We start from the raw sequence: 19,953 nt of genomic DNA, 5'->3' as shown, positions 1-19,953 counted from the left end.
GCAGCGGCCACCCGTCGGACGAAAGGGTCGAATCACCCGGAGGAATCGGCCAAATACCGCGCCTGCGGTGGCGCACCGCCCTAGACTCGCAGCCATGCCCGTGACTTCCCACGAGACGCCTGAGGGCCGCCCGGCCACGGGGTCGGTCGTGGAGGTCGGCAGCCTCGCCGAGAGTCCGCGGCCCGAGGCCCGGCCGCAGACCGGCGCGTTCGAGGCTCTGCTCGCGCGCCCCGCCCCCGTGGACGAGGGGACGGTCCGAGTCGTCGACACGGCGGAGCAGCGTGTCCGCCACCCGAGCGACCTCGTCAACCTGGTCCTGTGCGCGGTGGGCGTGGCGCTCGTCATGCTCATGTCGGTCTTCGCGCACGGGACGACGGAGGGCGTCGCGGAGGACGTGCAGAACTTCTCCGACATCCTCGCCCGCGTGCTCTTCGTCCCCGTGGCCGTGCTCGAGGGGCTCGTCACCCTGTTCGTCCCGACGGCCGTCCTCATCGAGCTGGGGGTCCGCCGGCTCGGGCGGCAGGTCGTGGAGTCCATCGTGGCTGCCGCGCTCGGGCTCCTGCTCGGCATCCTCGTGACGCTCGCCGTGACGGCGTGGGGTACCGACGATCTCGTGCGCGGGCTGTCGATCTTCACGCAGGGCGAGTGGAGGCTCACGATCCCGGGCTACGTCGCCGCGCTCGGCGGCCTGCTCACCGCCGCCGGCACCCGCACGAGGCGCCGGACCGTCGCGTGGTCGTGGAACCTCATCTTCGTCGCCATCGGCGTCGTGCTCGTCACGGGCCAGGTCTCGCTGCCCGGCATCCTCATCGCGCTCCTGCTCGGGCGCGTCGCCGGTCTCGCCGTCCGGTACGTGTCCGGCGTGCGCAGCGAGCGCGCTTACGGCCCCGAGCTCGTCGCGGGCGTGCGCCGCGCCGGGTTCGCCCCCGTCGCGCTCGTGCGCGTGCGGGACGTCACCGACGACGACGAGCTCGCCGAGGCGGCCGACGACCCGATCACCGAGGTCGACGCCGAGGGCCACATCACCTCCGAGGTCCACGTCGGCGTGCTGCGCGCGCCGGGTGCGGGGCACGACGCCGGGACGGTCCTCACGGCCGACGCCGCCCTCGCGCGGCACCACCTCGCGGGCGCGCCGCACGCCGACGAGGACACGGCGCCCGACCCGCAGGACCCGGCCGGACCTCCCGAGGGCACGGGCGAGGCCGCGCCGTCCGACCCCGCCGCGATCGCCCTGACCCGCGCCGGCGACAACCGCGTCTACGCCATGCTCGACGAGGACGGCGGGCGTCGCGACGTCGTCGTGCTCGACGGCGACCGGCAGGTCGTCGGCTTCCTCACCCGGTTCTGGCGCTCGCTCCGGCTGCGCGGCCTGGAGGGCCGCACCGCGATCTCGCTGCGCGCCGCGGCCGAGCGGACCGCGCTCCTCAACTACGCCGCCCGCGCGGCGGGCATCCGCACCCCACGCCTCCTGGGCGTCGCCGAGGCGGCCGACTCGATGGTGCTCGTCCAGGAGCACGCCGTGGGCGCCGTCTCCCTGCGGGACCTCCCTGCCGAGCGCGTCACCGACTCCGTGCTCAACGAGGCGTGGCGCCAGCTCACGCTCGCGCACTCCGCCGGCATCGCGCACCGGGCGCTCACGTCCGACGTCGTGCTCGTCTCGCGGGAGCCTGCCACCGGCGCCCCGGAGGTCTGGCTCACGGGGTGGGACCAGGGCGACATCGCGTCGTCGCAGCTCGCGCGGCGCATGGACCTCGCGCAGATGGTCGCGCTGCTCGCGCTGCGCGTCGGCGCGCGCCGGGCCGTCGAGTCCGCGGTGAGCGTGCTGCCCGACGACGACATCGCCGCGATCGGGCCGTTGCTGCAGTCCATCGCGCTGCCCCCGAGCACGCGCGAGGAGATGCGGCAGGACAAGGAGCTGCTCAAGGAGCTGCGCGCCGCGCTCGTAGAACGGCTGCCCGAGGCGGACGTGGAGCCGCAGCGCATCACCCGCTTCGGCGCCCGCACGGTCATCACGCTCGCGCTCGCCGTGGTCGCGGTGACCGTCATCGTCACGAGCATCAACTTCGCGGAGATCACCGAGGCCGTCTCCGAGGCCAACCCGTGGTGGGCGGTCGTCTCGTTCGCGCTCGGCGTCCTCACGTGGGTCGGCGCGGCCCTGACCTTCGTCGCGTTCTCACCCGTGCACCTGCCGATGATCCGGGCCACGCTCACGCAGGCCGCCGGGTCGTTCGTCGCCCTGGCGGCACCGGCCGGCATCGGCCCGGCGGCGCTCAACCTGCGCATGCTCCAGAAGCGGGGAGTCTCGACGCCGGTCGCCGTCGCGACCGTCGGCCTGGTCCAGGTGTCGCAGTTCGTCGTGACGATCCTGCTGCTCGTCGTCCTGTCGATCTTCACGGGCGACGGCGGCCTGGTGCAGCTCCCGTCGACGACGGTCCTGCTCGCGATCGGCGGCGTCGCCCTCGCGGTCCTCGCGACGCTGCTCGTCCCGGCCGTCCGCAACTGGGTGCTCGCGAAGCTCCGGCCCACGCTGCAGCAGGTGTGGCCGCGCCTGTCGGAGCTGCTCGGTCAGCCGGGCCGGCTCGCGCTCGGGTTCGGCGGGAACGTCGTCATGACGCTCGGGTACGTGCTCGCGTTCGACGCGGCGCTCGCGGCGTTCGGCCAGGAGCTGTCGCTGGTCGACGTCGCGGTGATCTACCTCGTCGGCAACGCGGCGGGCGCGGCCGTGCCCACCCCGGGCGGCCTCGGCACGATCGAGCTCGCGCTCACCGCGGGCCTCACGGCCGCGGGGGTTCCCGTGGCGCTCGCGACGTCGGCCACCGTGCTGTTCCGCGTCGCGACGTACTGGGGGCGCATCCCGTTCGGCTGGGCCGCGATGCGCTACCTCCAGAAGAAGGGCGACCTGTAGCCCGCGGTCAGGCCTTGGGCTCGTCGGCGACCTGGACGTCGACGTGGTAGTCCGTGCCGTCGACCTCGGACAGCGTGACGGTCAGGTCGTAGAGCGTGCCGGTCGCGGGGTCCGTGAGCTCGCACTCGACGACCTCGTCGTTCACGAGGTCGACGCTCTCGTCGCCGCAGTCGACGTCCGCCTCACCGATGTCCGCCAGCGCGCGCTCCGCGTCCGCCGCGATCGTCGACGCGGGCACCGTGAGGTTGGCGTTGAACGAGCAGGCGGTGAGGACCCCGGCGCAGAGGGCGGCGGCCGGGACGAGCGTGAGCGTGCGGGCGAGACGGACGGACGTGCTGCGGCGCATGGATCCCCCAGAGATCGGTTGATGTCGGGGCCGATCATGGCGGACGAGGACGACCTGCCGCCACCCCCCACGATGGGGAGCGCTCCCCGTCCGGACAGTCCGGCGCCAGGTCCGGGACGTCGGACCCGGTCGGCTCCGCACGCCGACTCGGTAGGCTCGCGGCGCACCCGTCGGCAGCGAGGCCGACGAGCTCGGTGATGCTCGGCCATGTTCGACGATGTTCGACGACTGCGAGGAGCCCGCACGTGAGGATCGGTGTCCCCCGCGAGGTGAGGGACGGGGAGCGGCTCGTCGCCGCGACCCCGAGGACGGTGGAGCGCCTGCGCGCGCTCGGGTACGAGGTCGTCGTCGAGCACGACGCCGGGGCGCGCGCCACGTTCGCCGACAGGGCGTACGCGGACGCCGGGGCGTCGGTCGTCGACGCCGCGACGGCGTGGGGCGCCGACGTCGTCGTCGCGGTCAGCGCCCCGACGGACGACCAGGTCGCTCTGCTGCGCCCGGGCGCGACGCTCGTCGCGATGCTCTACCCGGGCAGCCGGCCGGAGCTCGTCGAGCGCCTCGCCCGTGCCGGGGTGACGGCCCTCGCGCTCGACGCCGTCCCGCGCATCTCGCGCGCCCAGGCGCTCGACGTGCTCAGCACGCTGTCGAACGTCGCGGGCTACCGCGCGGTCGTCGAGGCGGCACAGGAGTACGGCGGGATGTTCGCCGGGCAGGTCACCGCCGCGGGCAAGACGCCGCCCGCGAAGGTCTTCGTCATCGGCGGCGGCGTCGCCGGGCTCGCGGCGGTGGGAACGGCGTCGAGCCTCGGCGCGCAGGTGCGTGCGTTCGACGTGCGCACCGAGGCCGCGGAGCAGATCGAGTCGCTCGGGGGCGTCGCCGTGCGCGCGCCCGAGGCGCAGCAGCACATGAACGCCGACGGGTACGCGCGTCCGCTCACGCCCGAGCAGGAGCAGCACGCGCTCGAGGTCTACGCGCGCGAGGCGGCCGACGCGGACGTCGTCGTCACGACGGCGCTCGTGCGGGGCGTCGCGCCGCGCACCCTCACCGCGGCGGCGGTCGCGGGCATGCGCCCGGGGAGCGTCGTCGTCGACCTCGCCGCGTCCGGCGGGGGGAACTGCGAGGTCACCGTCCCGGGCGAGCGCGTCGTGACCGACGGCGGGGTCGTCGTCCTCGGCTGGACGGACCTGCCCGGACGTCTCCCGCAGCACACGTCGCAGCTCCTCGGGACGAACGTCGTGCACCTGCTCGAGCTGCTCACGCCCGGGAAGGACGGCGTGCCCGTCCTCGACCTCGACGACCCGGTGCAGCGCGGCATGACCGTCGCGCGCGACGGCGAGGTCCTGTGGCCGCCGCCGCCCGTGGCGGTGAGCGCGGCGCCACCACCGCCCGGTGAGCCCGCACCCCCGGAGGACCCTGCCGTCGCCGCGGAGCGGGCTGCCTCCGCGGCGGCCGAGGCGGAGCAGCGCCGCGCGCTCCGTGGGCGCCGTCGCCTCGTCGGGGCCGCGCTCGCCGCGGTGCTCGTGACGCTCGCGCTGTCGTTCTCGCCGCCGTCGCTCGTCGGGCACGTGACGGTCTTCCTGCTCGCCGTCGTGGTCGGGTACTACGTCATCTCGCACGTGACGCACTCGCTGCACACGCCGCTCATGGCCCAGACGAACGCGATCTCCGGCATCATCCTCGTCGGGGCGCTCCTGCAGATCGGCTCGGACGACTGGCTCGTCACGACCCTCGCGTGCGTCGCGGCGGCCGTCGCGAGCATCAACATCTTCGGCGGGTTCCTCGTGGCGAACCGCATGATCCGCATGTTCCGGCGGGACACGTCGGCGGTGACCCGATGACACCCACGTCCGTCGCCCAGGCCGTCTACGTCCTCGCGGCCCTGCTGTTCGTCCTCAGCCTCGCGGGCCTGTCCCGGCAGGAGACCGCGCGGCGCGGCAACGTCGCGGGCGCCGTCGGCATGGCGCTCGCGCTCGGCGCGACGATCGTCCTCGCGCTCGACACGAGCCGTCGCCCGGCTCTCGTCACCGCGCTGCTCATCGCGTGCGTGCTCCTCGTCGGGGCGGTCGTCGGGACGTGGCGCGCGCGACGCGTCGAGATGACGCAGATGCCCGAGCTCATCGCGATCCTCCACAGCTTCGTCGGCCTGGCCGCCGTGCTGGTCGGTTACAACTCCTACCTCACGGAGGGACACGACCCGGCGCACCTCGTCGAGGTGTACCTCGGCGTCCTCGTCGGCTCCGTGACGTTCACGGGGTCCGTCGTCGCGTACCTCAAGCTCTCGGGACGGGCCCGGTCCGCGCCGCTGCAGCTCCCCGGCCGCAACCTGCTCAACCTCGCGGCGCTCGTCGCGAGCGTCGGTCTCCTGGTGTGGTTCGTCGGGGCGCCGTCGGTCTGGCCGCTGCTGCTCTTGACCGCCGTCGCGCTGGCGCTCGGCTGGCACCTCGTCGCGTCGATCGGCGGCGGCGACATGCCCGTCGTCGTCTCCATGCTCAACTCGTACTCCGGCTGGGCCGCCGCCGCGGCGGGCTTCATGCTGAGCAACGACCTGCTCATCGTCACCGGCGCACTCGTGGGGTCTTCCGGCGCGATCCTGTCGTACATCATGTGCCGGGCCATGAACCGGTCGTTCGTCTCCGTCATCCTCGGCGGCTTCGGCGCGGAGGAGGGCACGGTCTCGTCGTCCGGCGACGAGCAGGGCGAGCACCGCGAGACCCACGCCGAGGACGTCGCGCGCCTCCTCGCCGACGCGCGCAGCGTCGTCATCACCCCGGGCTACGGCATGGCCGTCGCGAAGGCGCAGTACCCCGTCGCGGAGCTCGTCGAGCTGCTGCGGTCACGCGGCGTCGATGTGCGGTTCGGCGTGCACCCGGTGGCCGGCCGCCTGCCGGGACACATGAACGTGCTGCTCGCCGAGGCCCGCGTGCCGTACGACGTCGTGTTCGAGATGGACGAGGTCAACGACCGCTTCCCCGACACCGACGTCGTCCTCGTCATCGGCGCCAACGACACCGTCAACCCCGCCGCGCTCGACGACCCGGGTTCGCCCATCGCGGGCATGCCGGTGCTGCACGTGTGGGAGGCGCGCGACGTCGTCGTCTTCAAGCGGTCGATGGCCACCGGCTACGCGGGCGTGCAGAACCCGCTGTTCTTCCGCGACAACACCTCGATGCTCTTCGGTGACGCGAAGGACGGGGTCGAGGGCATCGTGGCCCACCTGCGGGTCGGCTGAGGGGCCCCCGGTCAGGCACCGCCGAGGGCCGCCACCACCTGGCGTTCGAGGACCTCGGGGAGCTGCGCCGCGGCACCGGCGACGTCGAAGCCCAGGTCCTGCGCCTCCTGGAGCAGCGTCGCGGCGCGCGCCGGGTCGGGGAGCGTGCCGTCGCCGGTCAGCGTCATGATGCCCGCCGTGAACAGCGCGCGACCGTTGCCCTGCTCACCCGCCTGCACGTACAGCGCGAGCGCGCGCTGCGGGTCGCGGGGCCGCCCGTCGCCCGTGGCGTGCTGCGCGGCGACGTTGTAGAGGGCACGGGGGTGACCGGCCGCGGCCGCGCGCTCGAGGTAGTCGCGCGACCTCGCCGGGTCCGCCGCCACCCCCTGTCCCGTCGCGGTGAGCACGGAGAGCTCGAACAGCGCGTCGGCGTTGCCGCGCTCGGCGGCCACCTCGTGGTCGCGGACCGACGCCGCGGCGTCCTTCGCGTAGCCGTAGCCGTTGTACCGCATCCAGCCGCGCAGCACGTGGGCGGCTCCGTCGGGGTCGTCGGCGACGAGGCGGTCGACCCGCGCCGCGACGTCGTCCGCCGGGTAGAGCTCACGGAAGTACCGCTCGCGCGCCCATGCCAGCGCGGCCTCGCGCGCGACGTCGGGCCGCCCGGTGCTCGAACCGACCTCGTCGGCCTTCTGGTACGCCATGAGCATGAGCTGCGCCGCGTGCGGCGGCAGGAGACCGATCAGGTGCTCGTTGCGGGTGAAGGCGTCGCGCAGTCCCTGGGCCGCGGCCAGCAGCCGCTCGGCGTCCGGCGCCGGATCCCGGACGGCCGCCGCCGCCACCTCGAACGCCGTCCCTCCGGCAGGTCGCTCCGCGCCGCGCGACGACGCGGCCTCGGGCTGGGCGGGCGCCACAGGCTGGGCTGCCGGCTGGGCCGGCGCCACGGGCTGGGCCGCCGGCTGGGCCGGCGCCACGGGCTGCGCGGGCTGCGCAGGGCGGTCGGTGGCGGCGTCCTGGTCGCGGGCGTCCGCGTCCCAGACGAGCTCCCCGGCAGGGTTCCAGAGCCGGCTCGTGCGCCCGTCCGACCAGACGGCACGGAAGCCGTCCGGGAGCGAGAGGTAGCGCGCGAGGTGGGGTGCCCTGCGGTACAGCTCGTGCGCGGGCACGGGGACGAGCCCGCCGCGCGGCTGCTCGGCGATGGGCTTGACGACCCAGCCCGAGGCGCCGTCCCCCCGGGGGGACGTCCGCTCGACATGCATCTCCGGGGCGTCGTACACCCCGTTGTAGACGAGCACGGTCTCCGTGAACCGCGTGGGCTGCCACCCGGTCCGGCAGAAGCGCTCGAGCTGACGCTGCTGGCGGTGGACGTCGAGCATCGGGTCGACGTCCCACGTGAGGGTCGCGATGCCGTCCTTCGTGAGGTCCGTGGCCGCGACCCGCAGGTCGTCGCCGTCCGGCGAGAGCGCGGCCCACCAGAACCCGTACCAGGTTCCGCGGCCTGCGGCGACGTTCACGGGATCGGTGGACGCGTACCAGTCGAGCAGGGCCTTCGTCCACGGCAGCAGGGCGGGCGTGGTGCGGACCCACACGCGACGACCGTGACGGGAGCGGGTCTCCGCGGTGACCGTCTCCGGTGCCCGCGTCGGTGCGCCGTTGGCCCACCAGCGGACCGCGTCGGCCGCGGGCGGCGGCCACTCGGTGCGGCCGTTGGCGATCGGGTCGAGCGCGTGGACGTGCTCGCCGTCGAACAGGGCGACGTACCAGTGCCCCGGACCGTGCGCGCGGTCGACGCCGACGATCGCGAAGGCCCCCTCACCGCCCCCGCGCAGGCGCTCGGCGATCTCGTCGGGGGTCGTCTGCTCGAACGCGCCGCCCATGAGCTCGGCGAGCTCGGCCTCGCTCGGACCCGTCGGCGTCGCCGTCCGTGCCTCACCGCCCTTGAGGAGCCCCACCATCGAGGCCACGGCGGACGCCGCGTGGTTGATCGGGCGCTCGGCGAGCGTCGCGTCGTTGCGCTGTCCGGCGGAGAACGCCTGCACCATCTGGCTCTGGGGGAAGCACGACTCGCGCACGTACGCCGCGCCGTCGAACCCGACGACGGCCTGCGCACCGCCGCGACCCGGCGTCCACACGTGGAAGCCGCCAGGGACCACCTTGCTGTGCCGCGCGGCGGTCGCGACGTCGATGCCGAGGAGGGTCGCCGCACGCTCCGCCAGGTGGGGGAACCCTTCGGTCCAGTGCTGGGACTGCTGGGGCTGCGGGTTCGCGTCGGTCACGCGGACGAGGCTACGGTCTGTCGGCGCGATCTCGCGCCGACGTTCATGGGGAGCGCTCCCCATGCGGTGCCGGCCGTCGGGGCAGCAGGCGTCGGGCGACGACCTGCGGACCCGTGCGACGAGCGCGTGCGCTGGTTCCGAGCGCGCCGTCACGTCCGCGGGGCGCGCCGCAGCACGGCCTCCGCGTGCCGGAACACGGGCCCGTCGACCATGCGGCCCTCGTGCGTGAACACCGCGTCCGGCCCGGAAGGGTTCGTCGCGGCCGCCTCGAGCAGCGACCGGGCGGCCGCGAGCTGGTCCGGGGTCGGCGCGTAGGCCGTGCGGATCACCGGGACGTGGCTCGGGTGGATGCACGCCGTCGCCGCGAAGCCGCTCGCGACGGCGTCCTCGGCCTCGGCGCGCAGCCCGTCCAGGTCCGCGATGTCCACGTGCACGGCGTCGATCGCCGCCGTGCCCGCCGCCCCCGCCGCGAGCAGCACGGCCGCGCGGGCGTGCCGCGCGACGTCGCGGTAGGAGCCGTCCGCGCGCCGGCTCGACGTGCCCCCGAGCGACGCGACGAGGTCCTCCGCCCCCCACATGAGCGCGACGACCTCGTCCCGGCCCGCCAGCTCGGGCGCCGCGAGGACCCCCGCCGCGGTCTCGCACAACGCCACGACGCGCACGCCGGGGAGCGTGCTCGCGAGAGCGGGCAGCGACGAGAGGAGCTCCGGCCCGGCCTTCGCGACCATGACCGTGCGCAGCCGCGTGTCCGCGAGCGCCGCGACGTCGAGCGCGTGCTCGCGCGTGCCGACGGCGTTGACCCGCACGATCGTGCGGGCCGGGTCCAGGGTCGCCGACGCCTCGACGACGGCACGGCGCGCGACGTCCTTCAGGGCCGGCGCGACCGCGTCCTCGAGGTCGAGGATCACCGCGTCCGCCCGGTCCGCGGCCTTGCCGAACCGGTCGGGCCGGTCCCCCGGGCAGAACAGCAGCGCCGGCCCCAGGCCGAACGGGTCCCGCACGCCCGGCACGCGCCGCGCGCCGTCCGCCCCGTGCCCGACGCCGTCGCTCACCACGCGCCCTCCTCGTCGCCGACGGCGAGGCGCGGGTCGGCGCCGGTGCCGGTACCGGTGCTGGTGCCGGTGCCGGTACCGGTGCCGGTGCCGGTACCGGTGCCGGTGCCGGTGCCGAACCCTGGGTTGTGCGGCGCTGAAGGCTCCGATGGCCGCACAACCCGGGGTTCGGCGGGCCCCGCCGGCTCTGCAGCCGCGGGCACGACGGCGGCCGTGTGGGCTGCGCGCGTCCAGAACAGCGCCGTGCGGACCGCCCGGGCGACGAGCTCGCCGCGCTGGTTGAGGCCGCGGTGCTCGAGCGTGACGACGCCCTGCCCGGGGCGCGACGCGGACAGGCGCTTCTCGACGACCTCGGTCTCGGCGTAGAGCGTGTCGCCGTGGAACACGGGCTTCGGGAACTCGACGTCGCGGAACCCGAGGTTCGCGACGATCGTGCCCTGCGTGAGCTGCCCGACCGACAGCCCGACGAGCGTCGACAGCGTCATCATCGAGTTCACGAGCCGCTGCCCGAACGGCTGCGTCGCGGCCCACGCCGCGTCGAGGTGGAGCGCCTGGTGGTTCATCGTGAGCGTGGAGAACAGGACGTCGTCGGCCTCGGTCAGAGTGCGGCCGGGACGGTGGCGGTACACCACGCCCGGCTCGAGCTCGTCGTAGTACAGGCCCCGCTGGACCACCTCGCGCATGCTGCTCCTCCCGCTCCTCCGGCCCCGGCGACGTCCGCCGAGAACGACCCCGCTCGCCGTCGATCACGACCTGAAGGTCGTGAAACCGTCGATGACGTCCTTCAGGTCGTGTTCGGCGGCGGACTGTGGTCAGCCCTCCAGGCCCAGGCTCCTCGCGATGACCATGAGCTGCACCTCGGTGGTGCCCTCGCCGACCTCGAGCACTTTCGCGTCACGGTAGTGCCGCGCGACCGGGTTCTCGTTGAGGAAGCCGTAGCCGCCGAAGATCTGCGACGCGTCGCGCGCGTTCGCCATCGCGGCCTCACCGCCCACGAGCTTCGCGACCGACGCCTCGGCCTTGAACGGCTTGCCGTGCACGAGCTTCTGCGCGGCGTCGAGCCAGGCCAGCCGCGCGGTGTGGACGCGGGCCTGCATGCGCGCGAGCGTGAACGCGACGTGCTGGTTCTCCCCGATCGACCGCCCGAACACCACGCGCTCCGTCGCGTACCGCAGCGCCTCCTCGAGGCAGCCCTGCGCGGCGCCGGTCGCGAGCGCGGCGAACGCGATGCGACCCTCGTCGAGCGCACGCAGGAAGTTCGCGTACCCACGTCCGCGCTCGCCGAGCAGGTTCTCCGCCGGGACCCGCACGTCGGTGAGCGTGAGCGGGTGCGTGTCGGAGGTGTGCCAGCCGACCTTGTCGTACGCCGGCCCCACCTCGAACCCCGGCGTCCCCGCGGGGACGATGATGCTCGACAGCTCCTTGCGCACCTCGCCGCCCGGACCGCGCGTCTCGCCCGTGACGGCCGTGATCGTCACGAGGCTCGTGATCGGCGTGCCGGAGTTGGTGATGAACTGCTTGGAGCCGTCGACCACCCACTCGTCGCCGTCGAGCCGCGCGGTCGTGCGCGTCCCGCCGGCGTCCGAGCCGGCCTGCGCCTCGGTCAGGCCGAAGGCCGCGAGGGCCCTGCCCGCGAGCAGGTCCGGCAACCAGCGCTCCTGCTGCTCGCGCGTCCCGTGCCGGTAGATCGGCACGATACCGAGCCCGACCCCCGCCTCCAGCGTCACCGCGATCGACTGGTCGGCGCGCGCGAGCGCCTCCACCGCGAGGCAGAGCGACACGTAGTCCTTGCCCTGACCGCCGACGTCGCGCGAGAACGGCAGCCCGAACAGCCCGAGCTCGCCCATCTGCGCGATGATCTCCATCGGCAGCCGACGCTCGGTGTCGTACCGGTAGGCGGCGGGCGCGACGACGTGGTCGGCGAAGTCCCGCACGACCTGGTACAGCTTCGCCTGCTCGTCGGTGAGCAGGGTGTCGACCTCGATCATGGTGCTCCCTGGGTGTCGGAGGAGGTCGCCGGCGCAGCGGGGTGTGCCGCGACGGCGTCGGGTGGGGTGGCTGTCGTGCTGATGGCCGGGGCGCCGGGGTCGCTCGCGGCAGGTCCGCCCGCGGCGGGTGGTGGTGCCGGTTCGACGACGGCGACCACCTGGTCCCGGCGCACGAGGTCGCCGGGGCGCACGGTGACGTGCGCGACGCCGTCGTGCGGCGCGAGGACGGGGTGCTCCATCTTCATGGCCTCGACCGTGACGAGCACGGCACCGGCCGTGACGGCGTCCCCGTCGGTCACGGTGGCCACCACGGTCCCGGGCATCGCGGCCCGGACCTCCGGGTCCGTCGCCGCGGCCGTCCCCCCGCGTGCCCGACGGCGCTCGTCCCGGCTCCGCGCGGAGCGCTCCGCCCGGTCGGGGGCGGCGAACGCGACGGTGCGGCCGTCACGGTGGAGCCACACGACCGCGGGCTCGCCGTCCGCGGCGGGCTGCCACGCGAGCCGGACCCGCTCCCGGGTGCCGTCGACGCTGAGCCACCACGCGTCGTCGTGCAGGGTGTCGGGTACGAGCGACGCCCGGGCCTCGCCCGGCTCCTCCGCGGCACGGACCGTCGCGTCGCCGTCCGGCGCACCGCCGTCAGCCGCCACGAGGTGCACGACGGCGTCCCTCGCCGTCCCCGTGACCCGCACCTCGTGGTCGGGCCCACCGGAGAGGCCAGTCACGTCGCGCAGCACGACGACGCGCGCCGCCGCGGGCGCGTTGAGGCGCCACCCGTCCCCGGCCCGCCACGGGTCGACCTCACCGCCGCCACCGAGCACGTGGTTACCCACCGGATCCGCCCCGATCCGGTGGCCAACCCCGTGCTCACGAGGAACAGACGCGTGCTCGGCCACGAACAACGCCGCTGCGACGCGGTCGACCGCTGACACGCCGGACGAGGCGAGGGGGTCGGGGGTGTGCGCGCCGTCGTGGTCGGGTCTGGCGGGAGCGGGCGAGGAACGAGCCCGCGGATGGTAGACGGCGCGCACACCCCCGACCCCCTCGCCGGACCCGACACCGGACGCCGCACCGAGGAGACGACCGATCAGACCGGTGTCGAGCCGCCCCGCCCGGACGTCCTCGTCCGCGAGCAACGACCGCAGGAACCCGACGTTCGTCTCGACCCCGAGCACGACGGTCTCCGCCAACAGCCCGTCGAGCCGCAAGATCGCCTCCGCGCGCGTCGGAGCCCACGCGACGGCCTTCGCGAGCATCGGGTCGTAGTCCCCGCCGACGACGGTCCCGCGATCGATCCCGGAGTCGAGCCGCAGCGGCGCGGTTCCCACGTCGGACATCGGGCCGGACGGCGCGCCCGCGTCGTCGTACGCGAGCACCGTCCCCGTCGCGGGCAGGAACCCGCGCGCCGGCGACTCGGCGTAGATCCGCGCCTCGACGGCGTGGCCGCGGAGCTCGACGTCGTCCTGCGCGAGCGGCAAGGGCTCCCCCGCCGCGACGCGCAGCTGGAGCTCGACGAGGTCCAGCCCTGTGACCAACTCGGTGACCGGGTGCTCGACCTGCAGGCGGGTGTTCATCTCGATGAAGAAGAACTCGTCGGGCGACGCGGCGGGGACGAGGAACTCGACGGTCCCCGCGCCGACGTAGCCGACGGACCGCGCGACCTCGCACGCGGCCTCGCCCATCCGCGCGCGCTCGGAGTCCGACAGCAGCGGCGACGGCGCCTCCTCGACGACCTTCTGGTGGCGCCGCTGGAGCGAGCACTCGCGCTCGCCGAGGTGGATCACGGTCCCGTGCGTGTCCGCGAGCACCTGGAGCTCGATGTGCCGGGGCGCCTCGACGAGCCGCTCGAGCAGGAGCGTGTCGTCGCCGAACGACGACGCCGCGACGCGCCGAGCGGACGCGAGCGCCGCCGGCAGGTCGTCCGCGGACCGCACGACGACCATCCCCTTGCCCCCGCCGCCGGCGGACGGCTTGACGAGGAGGGGGAACCCGACGTCGGGCGCGGCGGCGAGCACTGCGTCGTCGGGCATCCCGGGCTCGCCCGCGCCGGGGACGACGGGCACGCCGCGCGCGGCGACGATCCGCTTGGCGGCGAGCTTGTCGGCCATGGCGTCGAGCGCCTCGACGCCCGGTCCGACGAACGCGATCCCGGCGCGCGCGCACGCCGTCGCGAGCGCGGGGTTCTCCGACAGGAAGCCGTAGCCGGGGTGGATCGCCTCGGCGCCGGTCGCGACGGCGGCGGCGACGACGGCCTCGACGTCGAGGTACGAGCGCGCGGCAGGGGCGGGGCCGAGCCGCACCGCGACGTCGGCCTCGCGCACGTGGCGTGCCCCGGCGTCGGCGTCGGAGAACACCGCGACCGACCGGATGCCGAGCCGGCGCAGCGTGCCGATCACGCGGCACGCGATCTCGCCGCGGTTGGCGACGAGGACGGTGCCGAACGGCCGCGCCGCGGGCGGGGTCGGGTGAACGGGCTGGACGGTCACGGGCCTCACATCCGGAAGAGCCCGAACCGCGGGCCGGCGTCGAGCGGGGCGAGGGGTGTGCGTGCGCACACGCCGAGGGCGAGGCCGAGCACGCGACGCGTGTCGGCGGGGTCGATGACGCCGTCGTCCCACAGGCGGGCCGTCGCGTAGTAGGGGTTGCCGTGCTCGTCGTAGTCCGCGCGGATGCCGGCCGAGAAGGCGGCCTCCTCGTCCGGGTCCCACGTCTCGCCGCGGGCGGCGAGCTGGTCGCGCTTGACCGTGGAGAGCACCGACGCGGCCTGCGGGCCGCCCATGACGGAGATGCGGCTCGCGGGCCACGACCACAGGAACCGCGGCGAGTACGCGCGCCCGCACATCGAGTAGTTCCCGGCGCCGAACGACCCGCCGACGATCACCGTGAGCTTCGGGACGCGCGTCGTCGCGACGGCTGTGACCATCTTCGCGCCGTCCTTCGCGATGCCACCCGCCTCGGCGTCCGTGCCCACCATGAAGCCGGAGATGTTCTGCAGGAACAGCAGCGGGATGCCGCGCTGGTCGCACAGCTCGACGAAGTGCGCGCCCTTGAGCGCCGACGCGCCGAACAGCACGCCGCGGTTCGCCAGGATCCCGACGGGGTGGCCGTGGATGCGCGCGAACCCCGTGACGAGCGTGTCGCCGTACTCGCGCTTGAACTCCTGGAACCGGCTGCCGTCGACGATCCGCGCGACGATCTCGCGCGGGTCGTACGGGGCTTGTACATCGGTGGGGACGGCGCTGTACAGGTCTTCGCCGGGGCCCGCGCGGCCCGGCGCGCCGGGTTCGGCGATGGCGCGCGCGCCGTCTGGCTGCCTCCCGTGAGGCTGCCCGACGGTGCCGATCGTGGGAGGCTCGCTCGGCTCGACGTCCCACGCGGGCCCGGGGTCGGGCGGGAGCGTCGCGACGATGCGGCGGACGGTGTCGAGCGCGTCGTCGTCGTCCTCGGCGAGGTGGTCGACGACGCCGCTGCGCCGCGCGTGCAGCTCGCCGCCGCCGAGCTCCTCCGCCGTGACGACCTCGCCGATCGCGGCCTTCACGAGCGGCGGCCCGCCCAGGAAGATCGTGCCCTGGTCGCGCACGATGACGGTCTCGTCGCTCATCGCCGGCACGTAGGCGCCGCCCGCGGTGCACGACCCGAGCACGGCGGAGATCTGCGCGATCCCCGCAGCGGACAGCTGGGCCTGGTGGAAGAAGATGCGCCCGAAGTGGTCCCGGTCGGGGAACACCTCGGCCTGGCGCGGCAGGAACGCGCCGCCCGAGTCGACGAGGTAGACGCACGGAAGCCGGTTCTCGAGCGCGATCTCCTGCGCGCGCAGGTGCTTCTTCACCGTGAGCGGGTGGTACGTGCCGCCCTTCACCGTCGCGTCGTTGCACACGACCATGACCTGACGGCCGCTCACCACGCCGATCCCGGCGACGACGCCCGCGGCCGGCCATGCGCCGTCGTCCACGCCGTGACCGGCGAGCGGCGCGATCTCCAGGAACGGGCTGCCCTCGTCCAGCAGTCGGTCGACGCGGTCGCGCGGGAGCAGCTTGCCCCGAGAGACGTGGCGGTCGCGCGCCGACGCCGGTCCGCCGAGCGCGGCGGCGGCCGTGCGCTCGCGGAGGTCGGCCGCGAGCGCGCGCTGCGCGGCGTCGTTCGCCCGGGCGGTCTCCGAGCCCGGGTCGACGGCGGTCGTCAGGACGGTCACGCGGTCGCCCCCTCTCCCCGCCGAACCCCGGGTTGCGCGGCAGGATCGCCGTTCAAGGCCGTCGAACCCGGGGTTCGGCGGGTCGGCGTGCCCAGGAGCGCGAGGCCCGGGTCCTCGAGGAGCGCGCCGAGGTCGGCGAGGAAGCGGGCGCCCTGCTCGCCGTCGACCACGCGGTGGTCGAACGACAGGCTGAGGGTGACGACGTCGCGGAGGGCGACGTCGCTGTCGTGCTCCCACGGCCGCCGTCGGACCGCGCCGAGGCCGAGGATCGCCGCCTCGCCCGGGACGAGGATCGGCGTCCCGGCGTCGACGCCGAACACTCCGACGTTCGTGATCGAGATCGTCCCGCCCGTGAGGCGCTCGGGCGGCGTACGCCCGGCGCGGGCCGTCGTGACGAGCTCCGCGAGCGCGTCCGCGAGCGCCGGGAGGTCCAGCGCGTCGGCGTCCGCGACGTGCGGGACCACGAGCCCGCGGTCGGTCGCGACGGCGATCCCCAGGTTCACGCGGTGGTGGCGCCAGATCTCGGCGGAACCGTCGGGCAGGTCGTGCCACGCGCTGTTGAGGTCGGGGTGGCGCGGCAGCGTGGCGCACAGCGCGCGGGCCACGAGCGCGAGCACCGTGACGCGGCTGTCCCGCGCGAGCCGGTGCGTGCGCAGGCGATCGAGCAGCTCGACGCTGCGCGTGACGTCGACCGTGAGGAACACGGTCGCGTGCGGTGCGGTGAACGCGCTCGACACCATCGCGGCCGCCGTGTGCTTCCGCACGCCGCGCACCGGGACGCGCTCCGGCCCGGCGTCAGCACCCGTCACCGAGATGCGAGACGTGGTCCCGGGCGCGGCGCCGCGAGGGGCCGTCTCCCGCATCTCGACAGCCAGGTGCCCGGGCTGCGACGGAGCGGTCCGCCGCGCACCCGGGTCGTGCGGCGCACCGGGGACCATGCCGGCCGGGCGTCCGGCATCCCGCGTCGGATGCGCGACGTCGCGGTGGCAGCTCACCGCCGCGAGGACGTCCGCGCGGGTGATGAGACCGTCCGGCCCCGTGCCCTCGACGCGCTCGATGTGGACGCCGAGCTTCTTGGCGAGCGCGCGCACCGGCGGCGTGGAGCGCGGCCGGTCGCCGAACCCGGGGTCGCGCGGCACATCGGCGCCGGACTGCCGCGCAACCCGGGGTTCGGCACCCTCGGCGGCACGACGGCGACGGCGCACCGGGCGGCCCGTGCTGTCCGGCCGCGCGCCGTAGCCGACGAGGTTCGGTTCCACGACGTCCCGGACGTCGGAGTCAGCCCCGGCGGGCGCGCCCCCAGACCCGCTGCCGGGCTCGCCCCCAGACCCGCCGCCGAACCCCGGGTTGTGCGGCGTTCCGGCCTCCGATGGCCGTACAACCCCGGGTTCGGCGGCGGGAGGTGACGCCGCACCAGCCGTCGCCCCGGCACCCGGTGCCCCGTCGTCCGGCGCCCTGTCACCCGGCGTCGCGGGGTCCTCGACCTCGAACGTGACGATCGGGTCGCCGACGTTCACCGTCTGGCCCTCGACGGCGTGCAGCGTCGCGACGACGCCGGCGTAGGGCGAGGGCAGGTCGACCAGCGCCTTGGCCGTCTCGACCTCGGCGATCACCTGGTTGAGCTCGACGTGGTCACCCGCGTGGACGTGCCAGGCCACGATGTCGGACTCGGTGAGCCCCTCCCCGAGGTCGGGGAGTCGGAACTCGCGCGTCGTCATCACCGCGACACCCCCTCGAGCGTGGGCGCCTGGGCCCGGCCGAGCACCCGGTCGACTCCGTCGAGGATGCGGTCGAGGTCCGGCAGGTAGTGGCTCTCGAGCCGCGCCGGCGGGTACGGCATGCCGTACCCGGTGACGCGCACGGGCGCGGCCTCGAGGTACTCGAAGCAGCGGTCGGTCATGGTCGCGACGACCTCCGCCCCGAGCCCGGCGTGGCGCGGCGCCTCGTGCGCGACGACGAGGTGGCCGGTCCGGCGCACCGACGCCGCCACGGTGTCGTGGTCCATCGGCGCCAGGGACCGCAGGTCGATCACCTCGACCGACACCCCGTCGTCGGACGCGGCGACGGCGGCGTCGAGCGCCGTCCCGACGAGCCCGCCCCACGTGACGAGCGTGACGTCGCGCCCCTCGCGCAGCACGTGCGCGCGGTCCATCGGCGGCGCGAGCGCGAGCGGGATCTCCTCGACCTCGCCCTTGAGGTGGTAGCGCCGCTTGGGCTCGAAGAAGATCACGGGGTCGTCGCACGCGACCGCCTGCCGCAGCACGGTGCACGCGTCCTGCGGGTTCGCGACGGACACGACGCGCAGGCCCGCGACGTGCGCGAACATCGCCTCGGGAGACTCCGAGTGGTGCTCTGCCGCGCCGATGCCGCCGCCCACGGGGATGCGGATCGTGATCGGCAGGCGCACCCTTCCGCCCGTCCGGGCGTGCATCTTCGCGAGCTGCGACACGATCTGGTCGAACGCGACGAACACGAAGCCGTCGAACTGGATCTCGCACACCGGGCGGTACCCGCGCATCGCGAGCCCCACCGCCGTGCCGATGATCCCCGACTCCGCGAGCGGCGTGTCGAGCACGCGCCGTGGCCCGAACTCGGCCTGCAGCCCGTCGGTCACGCGGTAGACGCCGCCGAGCCGGCCGACGTCCTCGCCCATCACGACGACGCGGTCGTCGTCGGTCATCGCACGGTGCAGCCCGGCCCCGAGTGCCTTCGCGAGCGTGAGCGTCGTGGTCATCGCGCCACCCCCTCCTGCGGCTCCGCGTCGTCGAACGACGCGAGGTAGCGCGCGTGCTCGGCGCGCTCGCGCGCGAGGGGCGCGTGCGGTTCGGCGTACACGTGGTCGAAGAGCGACGACGGCGGCGGGTCCTCGAGCGCGACGCACCCGGCGCGCAGCTCGGCGGCGGCCGCGTCCGCGACTCCCTGGACGCGGTCGGTCTCCGCGTCGTCGAGCACCCAGACGCCGCGCAGGTAGGCCGCGTAGCGCGCGACCGGGTCGCGCCCCGCCCACAGCTCGAGCTCGGCGGCGTCCCGGTAGCGCTTCGGGTCGTCGGCGGTCGTGTGGGGACCCATGCGGTAGGTGACGGCCTCGACCAGGGTGGGGCCGCCGTCGCGCCGGGCGCGGTCCAGCGCGGCGCGGGTCACGGCGAGGACGGCGAGCACGTCGTTGCCGTCGACGCGCACGCCCGGCATGCCGAACCCCCGGGCCCGCTCGACGAGCGGGACGCGCGACTGGAGCTCGACCGGCTCGGAGATGGCCCACTGGTTGTTCTGGCACACGAACACCACCGGCGAGCGGTAGGTCGCGGAGAAGACGAACGCCTCGTTGACGTCGCCCTGGCTCATCGCGCCGTCGCCGAAGTACGCGACGCCCACGGGCAGGCCGTCCGCCGGGTCGACGCGGCCGGCGTCGACGTCGAGCTGGACGCCCATCGCCCAGCCCGTCGCGTGCAGGGCCTGCGCGCCGATGATGACCTGCGGCGACGCCATGCCGATCGCGTACGGGTCCCAGCCGCAGACCGTGACGCCGCGCCACACGCGCACGAGGTCGACGGGGGAGGCGCCGCGCACCGACGCCACGGCGTGCTCGCGGTACGACGAGAAGACGAAGTCGTCGGCGCGCAACGCCCGGGCGGACCCGACCTGGGCCGCCTCCTGGCCGAGCAGCGGCGGCCACAGGGCCAGCTCGCCCTGGCGCTGGAGCGCCGTGGCCTCGGCGTCGAGCCGACGCGCGACCACCATGTCCTCGTAGAGCCGCAGGAGCGTCTGCCGGGCGGCGGCGCGCGCGGCGTCGTCGCCGGTGTCCACGTCGAGGTCCGCGAGCCACCGGTCGTGCTCGGGGTCGGGGCGGCGGGTGCCGTCCTCGTCCAGGAGCCGGACCGTGCGCGTCTCCTCGCCCGTCGGCGTCGTCTCGTCGTTCCGGTCTGCTCGTGCGTCGTGCGGGATCTCCGCCCGGTGACCGTCGTGCTCTGTCGGCAGGGTCTCCACCGTCGAGC

At 75.0% G+C, this 19,953-nt stretch carries 12 protein-coding genes and 1 pseudogene; 3 read left to right on the top strand and 10 right to left on the bottom strand.

Features of this window, described 5'->3' with window-relative positions:
• The first annotated feature begins 94 nt into the window (after nt 1-94).
• Nucleotides 95-2,905: a flippase-like domain-containing protein gene (locus tag V5D56_RS05345; protein ID WP_435738016.1), complete on the top strand. Its 2,811-nt coding sequence runs from the start codon at nt 95-97 to the stop codon at nt 2,903-2,905.
• Between the two features lie 7 nt (nt 2,906-2,912).
• Here V5D56_RS05345 and V5D56_RS05340 read toward each other — a convergent pair whose 3' ends face one another.
• Nucleotides 2,913-3,251 (bottom strand): hypothetical protein, encoded by a 339-nt coding sequence (locus V5D56_RS05340; RefSeq protein ID WP_435738015.1) that lies wholly within the window; start codon nt 3,249-3,251, stop codon nt 2,913-2,915.
• A gap of 245 nt (nt 3,252-3,496) precedes the next feature.
• On the opposite strand from V5D56_RS05340, the gene V5D56_RS05335 reads away from it, so the two are divergent.
• Nucleotides 3,497-5,089, top strand: a complete 1,593-nt coding sequence (locus V5D56_RS05335; protein ID WP_435738014.1) for a Re/Si-specific NAD(P)(+) transhydrogenase subunit alpha — start codon at nt 3,497-3,499, stop codon at nt 5,087-5,089.
• Nucleotides 5,086-6,480: a Re/Si-specific NAD(P)(+) transhydrogenase subunit beta gene (pntB, locus tag V5D56_RS05330; RefSeq protein WP_435738013.1), complete on the top strand. Its 1,395-nt coding sequence runs from the start codon at nt 5,086-5,088 to the stop codon at nt 6,478-6,480. The genes V5D56_RS05335 and pntB overlap by 4 nt, the downstream gene beginning before the upstream one ends.
• A gap of 11 nt (nt 6,481-6,491) precedes the next feature.
• On the opposite strand, the gene V5D56_RS05325 is transcribed toward pntB, so the two are convergent.
• From V5D56_RS05325 to V5D56_RS05285, 9 genes and pseudogenes are all read right to left on the bottom strand, one after another.
• Nucleotides 6,492-8,732, bottom strand: a complete 2,241-nt coding sequence (locus V5D56_RS05325; RefSeq protein ID WP_435738012.1) for an immunity protein Imm33 domain-containing protein — start codon at nt 8,730-8,732, stop codon at nt 6,492-6,494.
• A gap of 149 nt (nt 8,733-8,881) precedes the next feature.
• A complete protein-coding gene (locus V5D56_RS05320) occupies nt 8,882-9,784 on the bottom strand; it encodes an HpcH/HpaI aldolase/citrate lyase family protein (protein ID WP_435738011.1) in 903 nt (300 codons plus the stop codon).
• Nucleotides 9,785-9,993: 209 nt separating this feature from the next.
• A pseudogene (locus tag V5D56_RS05315) lies at nt 9,994-10,467 on the bottom strand (MaoC family dehydratase); the annotation flags it as partial.
• Nucleotides 10,468-10,596: 129 nt separating this feature from the next.
• Complete coding sequence (locus V5D56_RS05310; protein WP_435738010.1) at nt 10,597-11,772, bottom strand: acyl-CoA dehydrogenase family protein; 1,176 nt, start codon at nt 11,770-11,772, stop codon at nt 10,597-10,599.
• Nucleotides 11,769-14,255: a biotin carboxylase N-terminal domain-containing protein gene (locus V5D56_RS05305; protein WP_435738009.1), complete on the bottom strand. Its 2,487-nt coding sequence runs from the start codon at nt 14,253-14,255 to the stop codon at nt 11,769-11,771. Before V5D56_RS05305 ends, V5D56_RS05310 begins: the two co-directional genes overlap by 4 nt.
• A gap of 5 nt (nt 14,256-14,260) precedes the next feature.
• On the bottom strand, nt 14,261-15,961 hold the full coding sequence (locus V5D56_RS05300) for a carboxyl transferase domain-containing protein (RefSeq protein ID WP_435738008.1): 1,701 nt from the start codon (nt 15,959-15,961) through the stop codon (nt 14,261-14,263).
• Nucleotides 15,958-17,679, bottom strand: coding sequence for a dihydrolipoamide acetyltransferase family protein (locus V5D56_RS05295; RefSeq protein ID WP_435738007.1), 1,722 nt, complete (start codon nt 17,677-17,679; stop codon nt 15,958-15,960). The genes V5D56_RS05300 and V5D56_RS05295 overlap by 4 nt, the downstream gene beginning before the upstream one ends.
• The gene (locus V5D56_RS05290) at nt 17,679-18,695 is read right to left on the bottom strand and encodes an alpha-ketoacid dehydrogenase subunit beta (RefSeq protein WP_435738006.1); all 1,017 of its coding nucleotides are present in this window, start codon (nt 18,693-18,695) and stop codon (nt 17,679-17,681) included. Before V5D56_RS05290 ends, V5D56_RS05295 begins: the two co-directional genes overlap by 1 nt.
• Nucleotides 18,692-19,903: a thiamine pyrophosphate-dependent dehydrogenase E1 component subunit alpha gene (locus V5D56_RS05285; RefSeq protein ID WP_435738959.1), complete on the bottom strand. Its 1,212-nt coding sequence runs from the start codon at nt 19,901-19,903 to the stop codon at nt 18,692-18,694. The genes V5D56_RS05290 and V5D56_RS05285 overlap by 4 nt, the downstream gene beginning before the upstream one ends.
• Between the last annotated feature and the right edge of the window lie 50 nt (nt 19,904-19,953).

The sequence above is a fragment of the Cellulosimicrobium sp. PMB13 genome (genome assembly GCF_051294865.1).
GTDB lineage: Bacteria > Actinomycetota > Actinomycetes > Actinomycetales > Cellulomonadaceae > Cellulosimicrobium.
The sequence above is the reverse complement of the archived record's forward strand: the minus strand, read 5'-3'. Positions and strand labels throughout refer to the sequence as shown.

Excerpts from the sequence above, each read along its gene's own strand:
- V5D56_RS05345 (WP_435738016.1), top strand. The coding sequence starts at position 95 with ATGCCCGTGACTTCCCACGAGACGCCTGAGGGCCGCCCGGCCACGGGG.
- V5D56_RS05340 (WP_435738015.1), bottom strand. The coding sequence starts at position 3,251 with ATGCGCCGCAGCACGTCCGTCCGTCTCGCCCGCACGCTCACGCTCGTC.
- pntB (WP_435738013.1), top strand. The coding sequence starts at position 5,086 with ATGACACCCACGTCCGTCGCCCAGGCCGTCTACGTCCTCGCGGCCCTG.
- V5D56_RS05310 (WP_435738010.1), bottom strand. The coding sequence starts at position 11,772 with ATGATCGAGGTCGACACCCTGCTCACCGACGAGCAGGCGAAGCTGTAC.
- V5D56_RS05295 (WP_435738007.1), bottom strand. The coding sequence starts at position 17,679 with ATGACGACGCGCGAGTTCCGACTCCCCGACCTCGGGGAGGGGCTCACC.
- V5D56_RS05290 (WP_435738006.1), bottom strand. The coding sequence starts at position 18,695 with ATGACCACGACGCTCACGCTCGCGAAGGCACTCGGGGCCGGGCTGCAC.